Genomic DNA, 17136 nt, shown 5'->3' on the forward strand with positions numbered 1-17136 from the left:
ACCACCCCCTAGAATGGCCGCTCTTTACGGGCCTCCTCGTCGCCATCCCCATTGCCTGACCGGCATTTGAGTGAACACCGCGACCCCCGGCCCCTGTGTTTTGACCGCTGCGTGCCCCCCAAGCGCAGCCCATTCCGGGATAAACGTGATGCCACTGATTGCCCCCCACGAACTGGCCGTTGCCGATGTGCTGTTTCCGCCGCTGTTGCTGGTGGTGGCCCTCGCCTACCTCGGCGCCCAGCTCACCGCCCAGGGCCTGGTGAAAGGCGGTCTGCACCGCTTTGTCGCCCTGCCGGTGCTGTTCGAGCTGGGGCTGACCGCCATCTACGCCGTGGTGCTGGGCACCTGGGTGATCCCCGCTTAAGAGGAGAGAGACGTGTTCAAACGCTTTTTGCTGACCGGCCTGGTGGTGGCCACCGCCGTCACCCTGGTGACCCTGCGCTACCAACATCACCTGGACAACCCCTGGACCCGGGACGGCCTGGTGCGCGCCCAGATCATCCAGATCACCCCCCGGGTCACCGGCCCCTTGAGCCAGGTGCACATCGAGGACAACGCCCAGGTTGAGAGGGGCCAGCTGCTGTTCGAGATCGATCCCGTGCCCTACCAGACCGCCCTGGCCAAGGCCGATGCAGGTCTGCTTCAGGCCCAGGCGGCCCTGGACAAGGCCCGCAACGAGAACGACCGCGCGGTGCGCCTGGAGCGGCGCCAGCCGGGCACGGTGTCGGTGCTGGAGTTGAACAACCACCAGAACGCGGTGGACTCCGCCGCCGCCAACGTCAAGGCGGCCGAGGCCGCCGCCCACGAGGCCGCGCTGAACCTGGAGTACACCCGGATCCACGCCGCCCATGACGGCTTTATCACCAACCTCAACCTGCACGAGGGCACCCAGGCGGTGGCCAACCAGCCGATGGTGGCGCTCATCGATCAGGACAGCTTCTGGATCGAGGGCTTCTTCAAGGAGACGGATCTGCACGGCATCGCCATCGGCGACAGCGCCACCGTCACCCTGATGGGCTTCCCCGATCGGCCCCTGCCGGGCCGGGTGACCAGCATCGGCTACGGCATCGCCCAGAGCGACGGCAGCACCGGTGCCTTCCTGCTGCCCAACGTGAACCCCAACTTCCAGTGGATCCGCCTGGCCCAGCGGGTGCCGGTCAAGGTGGCCCTGGCCGAACTGCCTGAGGGGATCCAGCTGCGGGTCGGCACCACCGCCAGCGTGCAAATCGAGAAGTCCCCGGCGGGCGGGCGCTGATCATGTTCAGTCTTGCCACCCGGGAGGCGTTGAAGCTCGCCCTGGCGGTGACCATCGCCATGTTGCTGGCGCTGAGCTTCGGCTGGGCCAAGCCCTACTGGGCGGCGGTGGCGGTGATCGTCCTGGCCACCGCGGAGTCCCACAGCCAGGCGCTTTACAAGGGCTGGAACCGCCTGGTGGGCACCACCCTGGGGATCGTTTTGGCGGTGGTCCTGGTGGCCAACTTCGCCCAGCAGCCCATGCTGTTTATGACCGCCCTGGTGTTGCTGGGGGGGCTGTGCGTCTACCTGGCCGGCTGCCCCAACTACGGCTACGCCTTTCAGATCACCCTGGTGGTCACCACCATCATCGCCGCCATGGGGCAGATGGACAGCGCCAACACCTTCGTCACCGGGATCCTCCGCATCGAGGAAAACGTGCTCGGCATCGCGGTGTTCACCCTGGTCTACGCTCTGCTGTGGCCCCAGACCCCCGCCGACCGCTTCTTTGCCCAGCTGGGCCCGGGCCTGTCGGAACTCCAGGCGCAGCTGGACGGCGATGGCCCCCTGGAACCGGCCGCCCTGGCCCGGGTGCGGGCCCGGCTTGATCCCCTGCCGGAGCAGCTGCAACTGCCCCTGGGCAGCAGCTACCTGCTGCGTTTCCGTCCACTGCATTGGCAGCGGATGGTCCAGGCGCTGCTGGCCTACCTGGATGCCCTGGAGGCGCAGCTGGCGTCAGGGTCCACCCCGGACCCGACCGAGCGGGCCCAGCAGCGCGCCGTTGTGGGCACCCTGCTGGGCCTGGCGGAGGCCCGGGGCCGAGGAACGCTGCCGCTCGATGAGGCCAATGCCGCCCAAGCGCCGAGCTCGGCGCCCCTGGCGGCGCTGGCGAGTGTTCAGCGTGAGGCCGCCATGGCCCTGGGCCAGTTGCCCAGCGACGCGCCCCGCACGCGCCTGCCCTGGCCCAAGCTGCACCTGCGCCGCAACGGGGCGGTTCGCCTGCACCAGGCCAGCAGCTTTATGCTGATTCTGGTGGTGGCCCTGATCCTCTGGGTCCAGTTGCCGGTGCCCGGCGGCGTGCTCTTCCCCATCATGGCGGTCTCCCTGAGCAGCCCCCTGGTGACCTTTCCGCCCAGGATGATCGGCGTGGCCTTTGTGGCGATCACCGCCCTGGCGGTGCCGGTGCTGATCCAGTACGCGCTGCTGCTGCCGCACCTGACCGAGGCCTGGCAGCTGGGGGCCTTCTACTTCATCAATCTGTTCGTGATCTGGCGACTGTTCGCCGGCGAGGGGGCGATGAAGTTCATCATGCGGATGCTCGGGGCTCAGCTGCTGGTGGTGATGACCACCGGGGCGGTTAACCTGGTGCCCAGCTTCGCCATCACTCAGTCGCTGACCATGCTGGTGCTGGTCTACCTGGTGCTGATGGTGGTCCACTTTGGCATGCGCCTTTTGCCGCCGCCCAAGCCGGCTTGCGTCCCATGACGGGGGCAGGACACCGAGGAATTTTCGGTGTTATCGGAAAGTAAACCCGGCGCCGGTGAGACATTTTGACGCGCGGTGAGGCCAACTCGGGGGCGGATGGAAAGCGTTCGCCACCGACGTGCCCGCTAAAAGGTGATCCCCCTCCCAGTTCTGAACGAAATTTCACCGGCGAATGTTAACGGTGGGTTATCGCGCCAGTAACGCTAACGCAACATCCGGGGCCGGATTGGTCTGACCAAGTTGCGCCAGGGTGATCTCAGTGTTATCGCAGGGTTAAAAAACGGAGGATTTAAGGTGATCACTCTAATGTTGATCGGGTTTTTTTACACAAATTTAAACCGCGCCTAGAGTAGGGGATGCGAGTAAATTACCGCTGGTGAGCGCGGGGGGAAAAGAGGCTCTTCGCGTCTGTCATTTCATTGCGGAGACACCGATGAAAATCGCCCTGTTCGTACCCTGTCTGGTGAACCACATGGTTCCCCAGGTGGGCATCGCCACCGTGGAGCTGCTGGAAAAGCTGGGCCACGAGGTGATCCTGCCCCAAGGCCAAACCTGCTGTGGCCAGCCGATGACCAACTCCGGTTGCATGGAGGAGGCCAAGAAGACCACCCTGAAGCTGCTCAACGCCTTTAAAGGCGTGGAGTGCGACTACATCGTCTGCCCGGCGGCCTCCTGCCTGGTGGCGGCCAAGGAGAACTTCCACGAGTTCGACTGCAGCCCGGAAGCCACCGCCGTCATCGGCAAGCTCAAGGAGCTGACCGAGTTCCTCCACGACATCCACGGTCTGGAACGCTTCAACAAGCCGTTCAACCACAAGGTGAGCCTGCAGATGTCCTGCCACGGGATCCGCATGCTGGACCTGGCCACCCCCTCCGAGACCAAGGGCAAGAGCTACAACAAGGTTGAGGCCCTGCTCTCCCACATCGAAGGCATTGAGATCTGCTACCCGGAGCGCCGCGACGAGTGCTGCGGCTTCGGCGGCACCTTCGCCCTGGATGAGGGCGCGGTCTCCGGCAAGATGGGCAAGGACAAGGCCCAGGCCCACGCCGACACCGGCGCCACCTACGTGGTGGGCTTCGATCCCTCCTGCCTGATGCACCTGGATGGCGTCATCCGCAAGCAGCTGCACCCCATCAAGACCCTGCACATCGCAGAGGTCCTCAACATGGCCCTGTAAGGAGACTGTCTCATGGCACTGATTGGTGAGATTGAAAGCCACGCCAGCGCGGCGGAGAAGTTCAACCGGGACGAAGCCCGGGTGGACTGGCACGACAAGGCCCTGTGGACCCTGCGTCACAAACGCGACCTGGCCGCCGACAGCATCGGTGGCGACGAGTGGGAGCAGATCAAGCAGCTCGGTTCCGACATCAAGTACCACACCCTGGCCAACCTGGGTAAGTACCTGGAGGAGTTCGAGGCCAACTGCGAGAAGAACGGCATCGTGGTCCACTGGGCCAAGGACGCCAAAGAGCACAACGAGATCATCCACGGTCTGCTGGCGCAACACCAGGTGAAGAAGCTGGTGAAGTCCAAGTCGATGCTGACCGAGGAGTGTCACCTCAACCCCTACCTGATTGAGCGGGGCATCGAGGTGATCGACACCGACCTGGGTGAGCGCATCATCCAGCTCAACGAGCAGCCGCCCAGCCACATCGTGGTGCCCGCCATCCACCTCAAGAAAGAGGAGGTAGGGGAGCTGTTCCACGAGAAGATCGGCTCCGACAAGGGCGCTTCCTGCCCCACCTACCTGACCAAGCAGGCCCGCTATCACCTGCGCGAGCACTTCCTCAGCGCCGACGCGGCCCTGACCGGGGTGAACATGGCGGTGGCCAGCGAAGGGGCCGTGGTGGTCTGCACCAACGAGGGCAACGCCGACATGGGCGTCAACCTGCCGGCTTTGCAGATCCACTCCATGGGGATCGACAAGATCGTGCCCAACCTGGACGCCGTGGGCGTGCTGACCCGCACCCTGGCGCGCAACGCCACCGGCCAGCCCAGCACCACCTACAACACCATTTACAAGGGCCCCAAGGCCGGCGGTGAGATGCACATCGTGATGGTGGACAACGGCCGCACCAAGCTGTTCAAGGACAAGCTGCTGGCGGAGGCCTACAAGTGCATCCGCTGCGGCGGCTGCCTCAACACCTGCCCGGTGTACCGCCGCTCCTCCGGCTTCAGTTACAACGCCCTGATCCCCGGCCCCATCGGCATCGCCGTGTCCGCCGGTGACGATGAGACCCACTCCATGGCCTGGGCCTGCACCCTGTGTGGCTCCTGCACCAAGGTGTGCCCCACCAAGGTGCCCCTGGACCAGATCATCCACCACTGGCGCAAGATCCACGCCACCGAGAACAAGCTGCCCTACGGCAAGGGCCGCTACATGCCCCTGGTGGGCAAGTTCATGGGCAGCGAGAGCATGCTCAACGCCGGCATGGGGATGGCCCGAGGGGCCCTGCGCATCCTGCCGGGGTCGCTGATGAAACCCTTTGGTGGGGCCTGGACCCAGCACCGTGAACTGCCCGAGGCGCCCAAGACCGGCTCCTTCGAGCAGTGGTTCCGCAAGAATCGGGAGAACAAATGATGTCGAGCCGTAACCAAATCCTTGAGGCCCTGGGCCAGATCGAACTGCCCAACCAGCCGATGCCGGTGATCGACGTGGCGGCCAACACCGAGGACCTGCCGGGCCAGTACGAAGCCAGCCTGGCCAAGGTGGGCGGCTCCCTCATCCGGGTCAGCAGCCTGGAGGAGGTGCAGGTCTACCTCAACGATCGCATCGCCGAGGGCGGCCAGGTGCTGAGCCTGATCGATGGCCTGACCGGCAATCGGGAACTCAATGAGCGGGCCCACGACCTCAAAGACGTGGACCATACCCTGGTCAACGCCGAGTTCGCGGTGGCGGAGAACGGCGCGGTGTTCATCAAGGACACCGCCACCGGTCACCGGGTGGCTCCCTACATCACCGAGCACCTGGCGGCGGTGGTCAAGGCGGATGCCATCTACCCCACCATGCACCAGGCGGCTCCGGCCATTGACCTGGCCCCAGGCAGCCACGGTGCCTTCGTCGCCGGCCCCTCCAAGACCGCCGACATCGAGCAGTCCCTGGTGATCGGGGCCCACGGCGCCTGTTCCATGACCGTCTTTCTGCTCAGTTAACAGCGATGCAGACCCTTTGCCCGCACGGGGAACCGCGCGGGCTTTTTTGTGCCCGCCCGCCGGGAAAGCGCCCGCAGACGGGGTCGGGCTCTATGGGCTAACCCACTCTCATCACGTCTTTTTCTCTCCAGTGAGTGGGGCTTGCCCCATTGCACTTGTGGGCCGGGAAAGGGGGAAAACCCCTTCGTCCCCATCGACGTTTTTATTGATCCGGATCAGGAAAACCACAAAAGAGCATGTTCAATGCATGTTATTGGTTGGGGGAGGGCGTATGATGGCCACATTAAACATGCATATTAAAAGCATCAAATGGAGTGAGACCATGTTTTGTGTTCAGTGTGAGCAAACCATCCGGACCCCCGTCAGCAACGGCTGTGCCTACAGCATGGGCATGTGCGGCAAGACCGCGGAGATCTCCGATCTCCAGGACGTGCTGGTCTACCTCATCCAGGGCGTCAGCGCCTACGCCCACCTGGGCCGCCAGGTTGGGGTGATCGACAACGAGATCGACACCTACCTGCCCCAGGCCTTCTTCTCCACCCTGACCAACGTCAACTTCGATGCCGAGCGCCTGGTGGCCTACACCGAGCGCGCCATGGCCCTGCGCAACCGCATCAAGGCCGCCTACGAGGCCGCCTGTGCCGAACAGGGCGTGACCGCCCAGTCCCCCCAGGGCGCCGCCCAGTTGGAACTCAGTGTCGACAAGGCCGCCATGCTGGCCGCCGCCCCGCAGACCCTGGTCAACCGCGGCCAGGCCGAGGTGGGCGAGGACATCGTTGGCCTGCGCCTGCTCTGCCTCTACGGCCTCAAGGGCGTGGCCGCCTACCTGGAGCACGCCCGGGTGCTGAACAAGCAGGACGCCAAGCTGGCCGGTGAGTTCCACCGCATCATGGCTCGCCTGGGTGAAGATCCGAGCGAGATGGGCGAACTGCTGGAGCTGTCCATGGCCATCGGTCACCTGAACTTCGGGGTGATGGAGCTGCTGGACGCCGGTGAAACCGAGGCCTTTGGCCACCCGGTGCCGGTGAAAGTGAACATGAAGCCGGTGGCGGGCAAGGCGATCCTGGTCTCCGGTCACGACCTGATTGACCTGCTGCACATCCTGGAGCAGACCCAGGGCAAGGGCATCAACGTCTACACCCACGGTGAGATGCTGCCGGCCCACGCCTACCCGGAGCTGGGCCACAAGTACCCCCACCTGGTGGGCAACTACGGCACCGCCTGGCAGAACCAGCAGAAGGAGTTCGCCAACTTCCCCGGCGCCATCGTCATGACCTCCAACTGCCTCATCGACCCCAACCCGGCGGGCATCGAGGGCTACGGTGACCGCATGTTCACCCGCTCCATCGTTGGCTGGCCCGGGGTGACCCACCTGGTGGGCGACGATTTCAGCGCGGTGATCGACAAGGCCCTGGCCTGCGAAGGGTTCAAGTACGACGAGATCCCGCACTACACCACCACCGGCTTCGCCCGCAACGCCCTGATGGCGGCGGCCCCGGCGGTGATTGACCAGGTCAAGGCCGGCAACATCAAGCACTTCTTCCTGCTGGGCGGCTGTGACGGCGACAAGGCGGAGCGCAACTACTACACCGAGTTCGCCAAGCAGGCGCCCAAGGACACCCTGATCCTGACCCTGGCCTGCGGCAAGTTTAAGTTCAACGACCTGGAGTTTGGCGACATCAACGGCGTGCCGCGCTTCCTGGACGTGGGCCAGTGCAACGACGCCTACTCCGCCATCCAACTGGCGGTGGCCTTGGCCGACGCCTTCGACTGCGGTGTGAACGACCTGCCGCTCTCCATGGTGCTCTCCTGGTTCGAGCAGAAGGCCATCGCCATCCTGCTGACCCTGCTGGCCCTGGGGATCAAGGACATCCGCGTCGGTCCCACGGTGCCGGCCTTCCTGACCGACAACCTGGTGGCGGCCCTGAACGAGCAGTTCGGCCTGCGCCTCATCACCACCGTCGAGCAGGACATCAGCGACATCCTGGCGGCCTAAGGCCCATCAAGCGGGGGCGGGCAACCGCCCCCTTTTTGTTTTCTCGGTTAGTTGAGCGGCACAGTCACCATGCTTTTGACCTGTCATGAAGTGCGTCCGGAAACCGCGGACGTCACCAGCTTCTTCTTCCACAGCGACGCCGACGTGGACTTCATCCCCGGCCAGTTCCTCACCCTGCTGGTGCCCATCGGCGAGCAGACCAGTGCCCGGGCCTACAGCTTAAGCTCGGTGCCCGGCGAGCCCCGTCTGCAGCTGACCATCAAGCGGGTGCCCGGTGGCCGGGTCTCCAACCACCTGCTGGACGCCCTGCGTCCCGGCGATGCGCTGGAAGCCATGGCTCCGGCGGGGGCCTTCCACCGGGACACCGCCGGAGAGGGCGCCTGGCTGCTGCTCTCCGCCGGCTGCGGGATCACCCCGGTATTCTCCATGCTCAAGGAGCGCCTGGCCCGGGAGCCCGACGCCGACATCGCCTTCGTGCACAGCGCCCGCTCCGAGGCGGACAAGCTGTTCCCCGCCGAACTCGAAGCTCTGGCGGCGGCCCACCCCAACCTCAAGCTGCACTGGGTGATCGGCGACGATCCCCGGCCTGAGTTGCTGGAGGGGCGGCTCGACGCCGCTCAGCTGGCGGCCCGGGTGCCGGACCTGGCCGGGCGCACCGCCATGATCTGCGGCCCCCAGGGCTACATGGACGCGGTGAAGGGGATGCTGAGTGACAAAGGCGTGGCCGCGGACCGCATCCACAGCGAGGCCTTTTTGGCCCCCGAGGTGGCCGAGGCGCCGGCCGCGGACTCGGCCCAGGGCCACTCGCTGGCGGTGGACGGCATCGAGCTGCCCATCCTGCCGGGCCAGACGGTGCTGGAGAGCCTGGAGAAGGGCGGTCTGCCCATCTTCGCTGCCTGTCGTACCGGGGTGTGCGGCAGCTGCAAGTGCAAGGGGGAGAAGGACAAGCTTGAGAGCAGCTCGGTGATGGGGCTGACCCCCAAGGAGATTGAGCAGGGTTACTTCCTCGCCTGCTCCTCCACCGTCACCGGGGACATGGCCCTGGAGCTCAACGACTGAGCGGCCCGACCAAGACCCACGCCGCGTTTATCGCGGCGTTTTTTTTGTCTGGCAGCAGCAACTTGAATGAAAGCTGAACAAAAGCCGATGGAACCCATGGGTGGCTTTTAAAGCGTATGTAATACGTATAGAGTGGCGCCCATCTTGGCCACCGGGCCAGCCCCTTCACTCTCGTTATAAGGAACACTGCAATGCGCACGCTTATTGTTGCCCTGGCGGCGGCCCTGCTGGCCAGCGGCTGCTCGGTCCGGGTGGCGGATCTGACCTACGTCACCACCAAGAACATCGACGTCGATGCCCCGGAGAAGTACGAGCGGGTGGAGCGGGTGGCCGGTGAGGACCGCTCCTACATCATCAGCTTCATCCCCACCGGGATCCCCAACCTGGAAGAGGCGATCGACAACACCATCGAGTCGGTGCCCAACGGCGTGGCCCTGGAGAACGCCACCATCAAGCGGGAAACCTTCTACATCCCGCTGCTGTTCGGCTCCGAGGCCTACGTGGTTGAGGGTGACGTGGTGGTGGAGAAGCGCCCCTGACCCCCTACAACAAAAAACGCCACCCCGAGGGGTGGCGTTTTTTATGGCGCAATGGCTCAGGACTCGGTGGCCAGGGCCGGCTGGGGGGCCGAGGCGGAGCCGGCCCACAGGGCGCCGAGCACCACCACCAGGGCACTGAGGCCGATGGCGACGCCGGTCACCGGCAGGGCGATGCTGGCCAGGGCGGCCACCACGGCACTGGCGCCGAAGCTGATGGCGATCTGCAGGCTGTTCTGCAAACCGGCGGCGGTGGCGGCGCAGTGGGGGGCGCTGGAGAGGGCCCGGTTGACCACGATGGGGTAGAGGGCCCCGTTGGTCACCGCCAGGAAGCAGAACGGCAGCAGCACCGGCCAGATGCTGGTCAGGGTCAGCTGGCTGACCAGGGTGATCGCCCCGGCCGCCACACTGAACATCACCAGCAGGCCCTTGAGCACTGGCGCGTCGCCGTGGCGGGCCACCAGGCGCTTGCCCAGGTAACCCCCCAGCATAAAGGCGATGGTCTGGGGCACGAAGGAGAGGCCAATCTGGCGGGCGTCGTAGCCCAGGCTGGCCATGATCTCCGGCATCCCGGTCAGGTAGGCGAAGAAGGCGGCGGAGGCGGCACCGAAGATCACCACGTTGCCCAGGTAGACCCGGGAGCGCAGCAGCCCGGCGATGTCACCGCGCACCGAGCGCTGGCTGGCGGCGGGTTGGTCCTTGGGCAGACGCCAGGTCAGCCACAGCCACACCAGGCCGATGGCGGTCAGGGCCAGGAAGATGCTCTGCCAGCCCAGCAGCAGGGTCAGGCCCACCCCGAGCTGAGGCGCCAGGGCGGGGGAGAGGGCCACCAGGGGCATGATGGTGGCAAACACCTGCTGACCCCGGGCGCCGGGGTAGCGGTCGATCACCAGCGCCTGCCAGATCACCGCCGGGGCGCAGACCCCGATGGCCTGGACAAAGCGCAGGCTGAGCAGCTGCCAGACGCTGTCGCTGAAGGTGAGGCCCAGGGACGCCAGGGTGTAGAGCACCAGGCCCGCCATCAGGGTGGTGCGGCGGCCGAAGCGGTCCGAGGCCAGGCCCCACAGCAATTGCCCCCCGGCCAGGCCGGCCAGGAACACCGACAGGGAGAGGGCGATGGACTCCGGCCCGGTGCCGTAGTAGCCCTCCATCACCTTGAACGCCGGCAGGTACATGTCGGTGGCCACAAAGGCCATCATCGACAGGCCCGCCAGGTAGAGCAGCTCGATAAAGGGGATCTTCTCAGCTTTGGTTTCAATCTGTTTGTTGCCAGCCATCTCGTAAACCGGTTGATTTCAGTCGGTCGCGAAGTCTACTAAGTGATATTGCCCCTGTTAAACGGTATATTTTGGCTATTGCCATCAAAAAATTTGAAAGCACTATGTTTGCCCAGTCCACTTTGCAGATGCTGGACGCCGTGGCCCGCCACGGCAGCTTCAGCGCCGCCGCCGCCCAGCTTCACAAGGTGCCCTCCGCCATCAGCTACGGGGTGCGCCAGGTGGAGGAGCAGCTGGGGGCCACCCTGTTCGAGCGCCAGCACCGCAAGGTAGTGCTGACCCCCGCCGGGGCCCACTTCCTCGAGCAGGCCCGACAATGGCTTCGGGAGATGGAGCAGGTGCGCCTGCAGACCCAGCGGGTGGCCAACGGCTGGCAGCGCAGCCTGCGGGTGGCCCTGGATAACGTGGTCAAGGCGGACCGCATCACCGCCCTGGTGCGGGATTTCTACGCCGCCTTCGACGACGCGGAGCTTATCCTCAGCATCGAGGTGTTCAACGGCGTCTGGGATGCCCTGGCGGAGGGGCGGGCGGACATCGCCATCGGCGCCACCACCGCGGTGCCCGTGGGGGGGGATTTCGGTTACCGGGAGATGGGCGAGCTGGACTGGGCTCTGGTGATGGCCCCCAGCCACCCGGCGAGCTCCATGGACCGGCTCACCCCCGAGGGGATCCGTCGCTTTCCGCTTATCTGCCTGGAGGACACCGCCCGCACCCTGCCCAAGCGCACCACCTGGCTGCAGGACAATCAGCGGCGCATCATGGTGCCGGACTGGCCCAATGCCCAGGCCTGTGTCCAGGCCGGGCTGGGGCTCAACTACATGCCCCGCCACCTGGCCCGGCCCCTGCTGGCCGGGGGCAGCCTGGTGGAGCGCACCATGACCGGTGGCCAGCGCCCCAGCCCCTGCTGCCTGGCCTGGAGCCGGGAGCGCGACTCGCCGCTGCTGCAGTGGCTGCTCGACTATCTTGGGGAGCCGGCCCAGCTGCACAAGGAGTGGCTGGCCTGACAAAACCAGGGCGCCTTTCGGCGCCCTGGTTGGGTTACAGCTTCTGACCGGTGGCCAGTGCCGCGTAGCCCTCGCGGTAATTGCGCACCTTGGTGAGGTACTTGCGGGTCTCGTCGTAGGGCAGGTGTTCCACCAGGTGCTGGTACACCGCCTCTGGGCTCAGGGCGTTGATCCGGGGCAGGGCGCTGCTCAGCCGCCGGCTGCCGTCGGAATTGAACGCCTTGGCCACGTTGCCGGCCCCGGTGTTGTAGGCGGCGATGACGCAGTAGAGCCGGCTTTGCGGGTCCGTCACCCCCTTGAGGTAGCGCTTGTCGAGGATGTTCAGGTAGGCGCTGCCGAAGCGGATGTTGAACTCCGGCCGGTACAACTCCTCGGCGGTGGGGGCCTGGCGCGACTGGTAGAAGGTCTGGCGCACGTCGCGCCCGGCGCTGGCCGGCACGATCTGCATCAGGCCGAAGGCCGGGATGTGGGAACGGGCCAGGGGGTTAAAGCTGCTCTCCGCCTGCATGATCGCCAGCACCAGCTCCGGCTCCACCTGCCACTGCTGCGCCTGGGCATGGGCCTGGTCGAGGAAGGGCCGGGCCCGCTGCTGTTGCCCGTGACTGGGCAGCTGGATCCGGTAGGTGGTGATCTGCTTGGCGGTGGGATCCGCCTGGCGCTCGGCGTAGCGGGCCGCCAGCTTGGCTTCCCGTTCCCTCTCCTGGCTTTGCAGTGCCTGGGCTTGCGCCTCCGGCACCGGAGCGGGCTGGGCCTGCTCCGGTTCACTGGCCTCGGCCAGGGCCGCCAACTCCTGCTGCCGCTCCAACTCACGCAGCGCGGCCTGTTGCTGGCGGGCCAGCTCTGCCTGCAGTTTGGCCAGGCGCTCGGCGCTGTAGTCCCGGGGGCGGGTGGTCACCTCCGCCTGGGCGATCAGTGCCTCCACCCGCGCCTCGGCCGCCTGACCGGAATCGACCACCACGGGGGCCAGCTCCGGCACCAGGGGCTGAGGGGCGTTGAGCACCGGCAGCTGGGTGGGCGGGGCCGCCAGCTTGGCGTGGATGGGATCCTGGGCCCGGGCCTCGGCGGTGTCGCTCTGGGCCAGGGCCACCAGGGCATCCTGGATCGCCTTGGGATCCGGCGCCTGGCCCGGGTCGTGCAGCACCGAGATGGTGACGGTGCCGCTTTGGTAATCCACCTCGGTGCGACGATGTTGATCCTCGCTGTACTGCACCAGGGTGTGGGCGTCCCCCAGGGGGGCCTCGTCCCACTGCCCCAGCACCTCATCGCGGTAAGCGTCGAAGGCATCGAGGTAGGCGCGCCGGTACTGCTCGAACTCCGACTGGGTTTGCTGCTTGTAGGCCTGGAAGGCCGCCCACTCGCCTCCGGCGGGCGGAGGGTTGGCGGCGGCGCTTCCCATCCCCGCCAAGGTGGCGGCGGTCAGCAGGGCAACCCGAAAGGGTCGCCGTGTACGCGAAGGTGCCATGGGGCCTCCTTAGGTTCAGAGCTGGCGGGTGGACTGCAGCATCGCCTCCAGCAGCTTGGTGGACTCGTCTTCCTTGAAGCGTTGCCAAAGCTCGCTGTCGCGATCCTGGCTGGCTTTGAGCGCCTCTTTCATGGTGCGCTCGTAGTCCGCCTCGCTCATGCCCACCAGGACATAGAGGGCGCCACTGGGGCTGGTGCGGGATTGGAGGATGCGGGCGCCGGACAGCGCCTGCTCGGTGACGTTGCGCGCGGCGGTCTCCACCAGGGTGTTGGTGGTCTCATCGCCGTTGCCGCCACTGGCCACTACGCTCTGGCGGAAGGTGGCGGCCACCCGGGTGCGAAACGCCTGGGCCATCTTGACCCGGCCATCGTTGGCGGCCACCTCTTTCATAAAGCCGATGCCGGCGGGGCTTTGCTTGGCGTAGCCGACGCCGGTCAGGGCGAAACCGGCCACCGGTTCATCGCACACCCAGCCGGGGGCCTGGGTCTGCGCCGCATCCGGGAAGGTGCAGGCCAGGGTCACTTCCTCGGTGGCGGCACAGCCGACCAGGGTGGCGCCCATCATCAGGGGCAGCAGCAGTTTTTTCATCGTCGTTTCCTCAGCGTGGTTGAATGGGGTGGGGCAGCCTCGCTCTGCAATGGGCACAGCAACATCATCAGGTTTCGCACCTGTGTCTCTCCCAAGAACGGTGGGCGGCGTCATCAAAAGTAAGCGTTGAACTCGTAGCGGGTCAGCAGGGCCTCGGCCATATGGCTGTTGTCCAGTTCGCTCAGGCCATAGAGGTTGGGGGCGTAGCGCTGGCGTACCGCCTCCAGGGCCTGGTGGCGGTCGTCCCCCTGTTCGAACACCAAGGTCTGATCCAGGGTGCCCAGGGCCTGGCTGAGTCCCGGAATGGGTTCGCCGTACTCGGTGATCCCCAGGTAGAGGTTGAGGTGCAGGCCGTCCGCCGCCAGGGGGTGGCGCTCGAGGAAGTAGACCAGGTTGTGGTGGTCCAGCGAGAACCCCTCGTCGCGAAACGGCAGGCTGGCCAGGGGGGCCTCATCCAGTTCCATTGCGGTAAAGGGGATGGGCGGGGTAAAGGGCCCGGCGGCGCTGAACCGGTTGGCCAGGGGCAGGCTCTGCAGCAGGTAGCCGGCGATGCGCTCCTGCTCCACCTGCAGGATCAGCAAGAACTTGTCCTGTTTGTAGTAACGGTACTGCAGCTCGGGGGTTAATCGCGAGGCCTTGACCACCTGGGGGATCCCGAAAAGATTCTCGGCGTACTCCAGGTAGTTGCCCACATCCAGCTGGTCCAGCTGATCCAGCTCCACCTGGTGGGTGAAGTGGGCGATGGCGGTTTCGTACAAGCTGGTGGACAGCTCCTTGGTGTCGTTCCAGTTGCCGAAGGCGATCATCAGGCCCACGGCGTAGAGCAGGCCGGAGCGCAGCTTGCGCCAGCGGGGCGGCGCCTTAGAGGCGTTGCCCGTCACCGGGCCGGGGGTGTCGTCAGTCTGAGACATCCATATCTCTCATCGAATCGCTAAACGGTTAAAAGATATACCAGAAAGTTGCCAATATGTAACATGGCAATCGCCTTACACTTTATGAGTGACTGTCCGTCTGGCCGGTGGCGTTGAGTTGCCCCTGGGGGGGAGTACAATGGCCGGCCGAGAACGAGGAGCGCGCGGTGGAACAACATCAAAAGTGGATGGCCCATGCCATGGCATTGGCCGAAAAGGCGGAGGCATTGGGCGAGGTGCCGGTAGGGGCGGTGCTGGTCCAGGGGGACCGGGTGATCGCCGAGGGCTACAACCAGTCCATCACCAGCAACGACCCCAGTGCCCACGCGGAGATGCTCTGCCTGCGCGCCGCCGGCGAGGCGGTGAACAACTACCGTCTGCTGGACACCACCTTGTACGTCACCCTGGAGCCCTGCCCCATGTGCGCCGGTGCCCTGGTTCACGCCCGGGTCAGCACCCTGGTGTACGGTGCCTCGGATCCCAAGACCGGCGCCTGCGGCTCGGTGATGGATCTGGTGCGCCATCCGGCGCTGAATCATCAACTGGAAGTGGTGGAAGGGGTGCTCTCCGAGCCCTGCGCGGCGCAACTAAGCGCCTTTTTCAAACGGCGCAGGGCGGAGAAGAAAGCCTTGAAACAGGCTCAAAGGGCGGAGTTGGACTCCGGGGAATCGGCCTGAGCGGCAGTGAAGAGTTTTGCGCGGTGTACGATGCGCATATGGGTGCGTTTCCGAACCTGCCGGCGACGCTCCATCAAGCTGCTCAAGGCCTTGCGTCGACGGTTCTGTTTTCTCGCCATCACGTTTGCCTCCTTATTCTTGTGGGACTGCAGTCGTTGTCGCAACGATGCTGGGTCACGATGACCCCGGGATGTCGGTAGGGTGACGCCTGGATGAACCCAAGCCCCCTACAGTGCAGTCGACACCCCACCATTAATGCTTAACCCGTTGTTATACGGGCGTCAAGTGAGCGGGCTTCAGAATGAGGGGGGATTGCGACCCGGGTCACTCCATGTGTTGCGCGGACTGGGACTCGATCACGCGATCCAGCCTGGATTGGCTGTCCAGCCAGATGAGGGTGTCGTAGTAGCGGCGGATGTTGTCGACGTAGTGGGCGGCTTCGTCGCCCCGGGCGTAGCCGTAGCGGGTGCTCTGGTAGTGCTTGCGCTGGCGCAGCAGCGGCAGGTACTGCTTCACGTCCAGCCAGCTGTTGGGATCCTTGCCGTGGCGCTCGGTGATCACCCGGGCGTCCTCCAGGTGGCCCAGACCGATGTTGTAGGCGGCCATGGCGAACCAGATCGCCTCCTCCTCGGGAATGCGGGGCGGCAATCGGGTGATCAGCTGCTGCAGGTATTCGCTGCCGCCGCGGATGCTCTGCTCCGGGTCGAGCCGGTTACTGATCCCCATCCGCTTGGCGGTGGACTGGGTCAGCATCATCATTCCGCGCACGCCGGTGGGGGAGCGGGCGTTGGGGTCCCAGTGGGACTCCTGGTAGCTGATGGCCGCCAGCTTGCGCCAGTCCAGGTCACCGGCGTAGCGCTCGAACAGCGGCTGGTAGCGGGGCAGGCGGGATTCGGCGGCGCGGATAAAGGCCCGGGTGTCGACGTAGTCAAAGCCCTGGACATGGCCAAAGTACTTCTCCTCCAACCGGGCCAGTCGGCCGTCGCGCATCTGGCTGTCCCAGAAATCCAGCAGATCACTGAACAGGGGGTTGGCGCTGTCCCGGGGCAGCGCCCAGGCCACCGACTGGGGCTCGCCGAGGCTCAGGGCCACCCGAAGCTCCGGGTGGTAGCGGCGGTTGACCGCCACCGAGGTGGAGTCGGCCAGGGTGTAGGCCAGGTGCCCCTCGGCCACCCGGGCCAGCAGCTCGTCGCTGTCAAAATCCGTGGTTTCCGTCCAGCTCAGCCCGGGGTGTTCCTGCTTCAGTCGGTGCAGCAGCTCTACATGGCTGGCGCCCTTGGCCACCATCAGCTCCCCCTCCAGCGCGCCCAGGTCCCGGGGGCGGGGCTGACCGTTGCGGTACACCAGCTGGGAGCTGACCTCGTACAGCGGCGGGCCGAAGCGCCAGAAGTGCTGGCGAGCGGGGGTGGTGGTCAATCCGGCGGCCATCATCTGAACCCGGCCCGCCTCCAGGGCCTGAAACAGCTCTTCCAGGCTGTGGTAGGCGTGGATCTTGAGCGGCTTGCCCAGGTAGTCGGCGAACTCCGCCGCCAGGTCGTAATCGAAGCCGCTGGGGCCCTGGCCCATCACCATGTAGCTGGTGGGGCCGTAGAGGGTGCCCACCGCCAAAACGCCGCTGTCCTCCTGGGGCTGGGGACGGGTCTGCGGCGGCGCCAGCTCGATGCAGCCGGACAATCCCGAGGCGAAAAGCAGCGGGCCAAGCAGGCAATTTCGGGTCCAGGTCCTAAACCGGTGTGTTCGTGTCATCATCCTGAT

General features: G+C 65.7%; 16 protein-coding genes. 11 read left to right on the forward strand and 5 right to left on the reverse strand.

Features of this window, described 5'->3' with window-relative positions:
• Positions 1-148: 148 nt before the first annotated feature.
• The 9 genes from KUV81_RS12260 to KUV81_RS12300 all read left to right on the forward strand — a co-directional run bounded on the left by KUV81_RS12260 (position 149) and on the right by KUV81_RS12300 (position 9465).
• Positions 149-364, forward strand: coding sequence for a DUF1656 domain-containing protein (locus tag KUV81_RS12260; protein ID WP_222544137.1), 216 nt, complete (start codon positions 149-151; stop codon positions 362-364).
• Positions 365-376: 12 nt separating this feature from the next.
• Positions 377-1255 (forward strand): HlyD family secretion protein, encoded by an 879-nt coding sequence (locus KUV81_RS12265; RefSeq protein ID WP_315900078.1) that lies wholly within the window; start codon positions 377-379, stop codon positions 1253-1255.
• A gap of 2 nt (positions 1256-1257) precedes the next feature.
• Positions 1258-2718 carry an FUSC family protein gene (locus KUV81_RS12270; RefSeq protein ID WP_222544138.1) on the forward strand — a complete coding sequence of 487 codons (1461 nt, stop codon included), beginning with the start codon at positions 1258-1260 and terminating at the stop codon, positions 2716-2718.
• Between the two features lie 433 nt (positions 2719-3151).
• Positions 3152-3895: a (Fe-S)-binding protein gene (locus tag KUV81_RS12275; protein WP_222544139.1), complete on the forward strand. Its 744-nt coding sequence runs from the start codon at positions 3152-3154 to the stop codon at positions 3893-3895.
• A gap of 12 nt (positions 3896-3907) precedes the next feature.
• The gene (locus KUV81_RS12280) at positions 3908-5299 is read left to right on the forward strand and encodes a lactate utilization protein B (protein WP_222544140.1); all 1392 of its coding nucleotides are present in this window, start codon (positions 3908-3910) and stop codon (positions 5297-5299) included.
• Positions 5299-5871, forward strand: coding sequence for a lactate utilization protein C (locus KUV81_RS12285; protein ID WP_222544141.1), 573 nt, complete (start codon positions 5299-5301; stop codon positions 5869-5871). The genes KUV81_RS12280 and KUV81_RS12285 overlap by 1 nt, the downstream gene beginning before the upstream one ends.
• 322 nt (positions 5872-6193) lie before the next feature.
• A complete protein-coding gene (hcp, locus tag KUV81_RS12290) occupies positions 6194-7867 on the forward strand; it encodes a hydroxylamine reductase (RefSeq protein ID WP_222544142.1) in 1674 nt (557 codons plus the stop codon).
• A gap of 69 nt (positions 7868-7936) precedes the next feature.
• The gene (locus KUV81_RS12295; protein WP_222544143.1) at positions 7937-8926 is read left to right on the forward strand and encodes a hybrid-cluster NAD(P)-dependent oxidoreductase; all 990 of its coding nucleotides are present in this window, start codon (positions 7937-7939) and stop codon (positions 8924-8926) included.
• 191 nt (positions 8927-9117) lie between these two features.
• Positions 9118-9465: a hypothetical protein gene (locus tag KUV81_RS12300; RefSeq protein WP_222544144.1), complete on the forward strand. Its 348-nt coding sequence runs from the start codon at positions 9118-9120 to the stop codon at positions 9463-9465.
• Positions 9466-9521: 56 nt separating this feature from the next.
• On the opposite strand, the gene punC is transcribed toward KUV81_RS12300, so the two are convergent.
• Positions 9522-10739 carry a purine nucleoside transporter PunC gene (punC, locus tag KUV81_RS12305; RefSeq protein ID WP_222544145.1) on the reverse strand — a complete coding sequence of 406 codons (1218 nt, stop codon included), beginning with the start codon at positions 10737-10739 and terminating at the stop codon, positions 9522-9524.
• Positions 10740-10843: 104 nt separating this feature from the next.
• Here punC and punR point away from each other — a divergent pair, with 104 nt between their 5' ends.
• Positions 10844-11743, forward strand: a complete 900-nt coding sequence (gene punR / locus KUV81_RS12310) for a DNA-binding transcriptional activator PunR (RefSeq protein WP_222544146.1) — start codon at positions 10844-10846, stop codon at positions 11741-11743.
• A gap of 34 nt (positions 11744-11777) precedes the next feature.
• On the opposite strand, the gene KUV81_RS12315 is transcribed toward punR, so the two are convergent.
• The 3 genes from KUV81_RS12315 to KUV81_RS12325 form a co-directional block, all read right to left on the reverse strand.
• On the reverse strand, positions 11778-13205 hold the full coding sequence (locus KUV81_RS12315; protein ID WP_222544147.1) for a transglycosylase SLT domain-containing protein: 1428 nt from the start codon (positions 13203-13205) through the stop codon (positions 11778-11780).
• A 15-nt stretch (positions 13206-13220) separates the two neighbouring features.
• A complete protein-coding gene (locus tag KUV81_RS12320; RefSeq protein WP_222544148.1) occupies positions 13221-13793 on the reverse strand; it encodes an LPP20 family lipoprotein in 573 nt (190 codons plus the stop codon).
• A gap of 113 nt (positions 13794-13906) precedes the next feature.
• Positions 13907-14704 carry an ETEC_3214 domain-containing protein gene (locus KUV81_RS12325; RefSeq protein ID WP_222544149.1) on the reverse strand — a complete coding sequence of 266 codons (798 nt, stop codon included), beginning with the start codon at positions 14702-14704 and terminating at the stop codon, positions 13907-13909.
• Positions 14705-14871: 167 nt separating this feature from the next.
• Between KUV81_RS12325 and tadA the strand changes: the two genes are divergently transcribed.
• Positions 14872-15381: a tRNA adenosine(34) deaminase TadA gene (gene tadA, locus KUV81_RS12330; protein WP_222544150.1), complete on the forward strand. Its 510-nt coding sequence runs from the start codon at positions 14872-14874 to the stop codon at positions 15379-15381.
• Positions 15382-15705: 324 nt separating this feature from the next.
• Here the strand turns inward: tadA and mltF are convergent, their stop codons facing one another.
• Positions 15706-17127 (reverse strand): membrane-bound lytic murein transglycosylase MltF, encoded by a 1422-nt coding sequence (mltF, locus tag KUV81_RS12335; RefSeq protein WP_222544151.1) that lies wholly within the window; start codon positions 17125-17127, stop codon positions 15706-15708.
• Positions 17128-17136 lie beyond the last annotated feature (9 nt).

It is taken from the genome of Ferrimonas balearica (assembly GCF_019802085.1).
Taxonomy (GTDB): Bacteria; Pseudomonadota; Gammaproteobacteria; order Enterobacterales; family Shewanellaceae; genus Ferrimonas; species Ferrimonas balearica_B.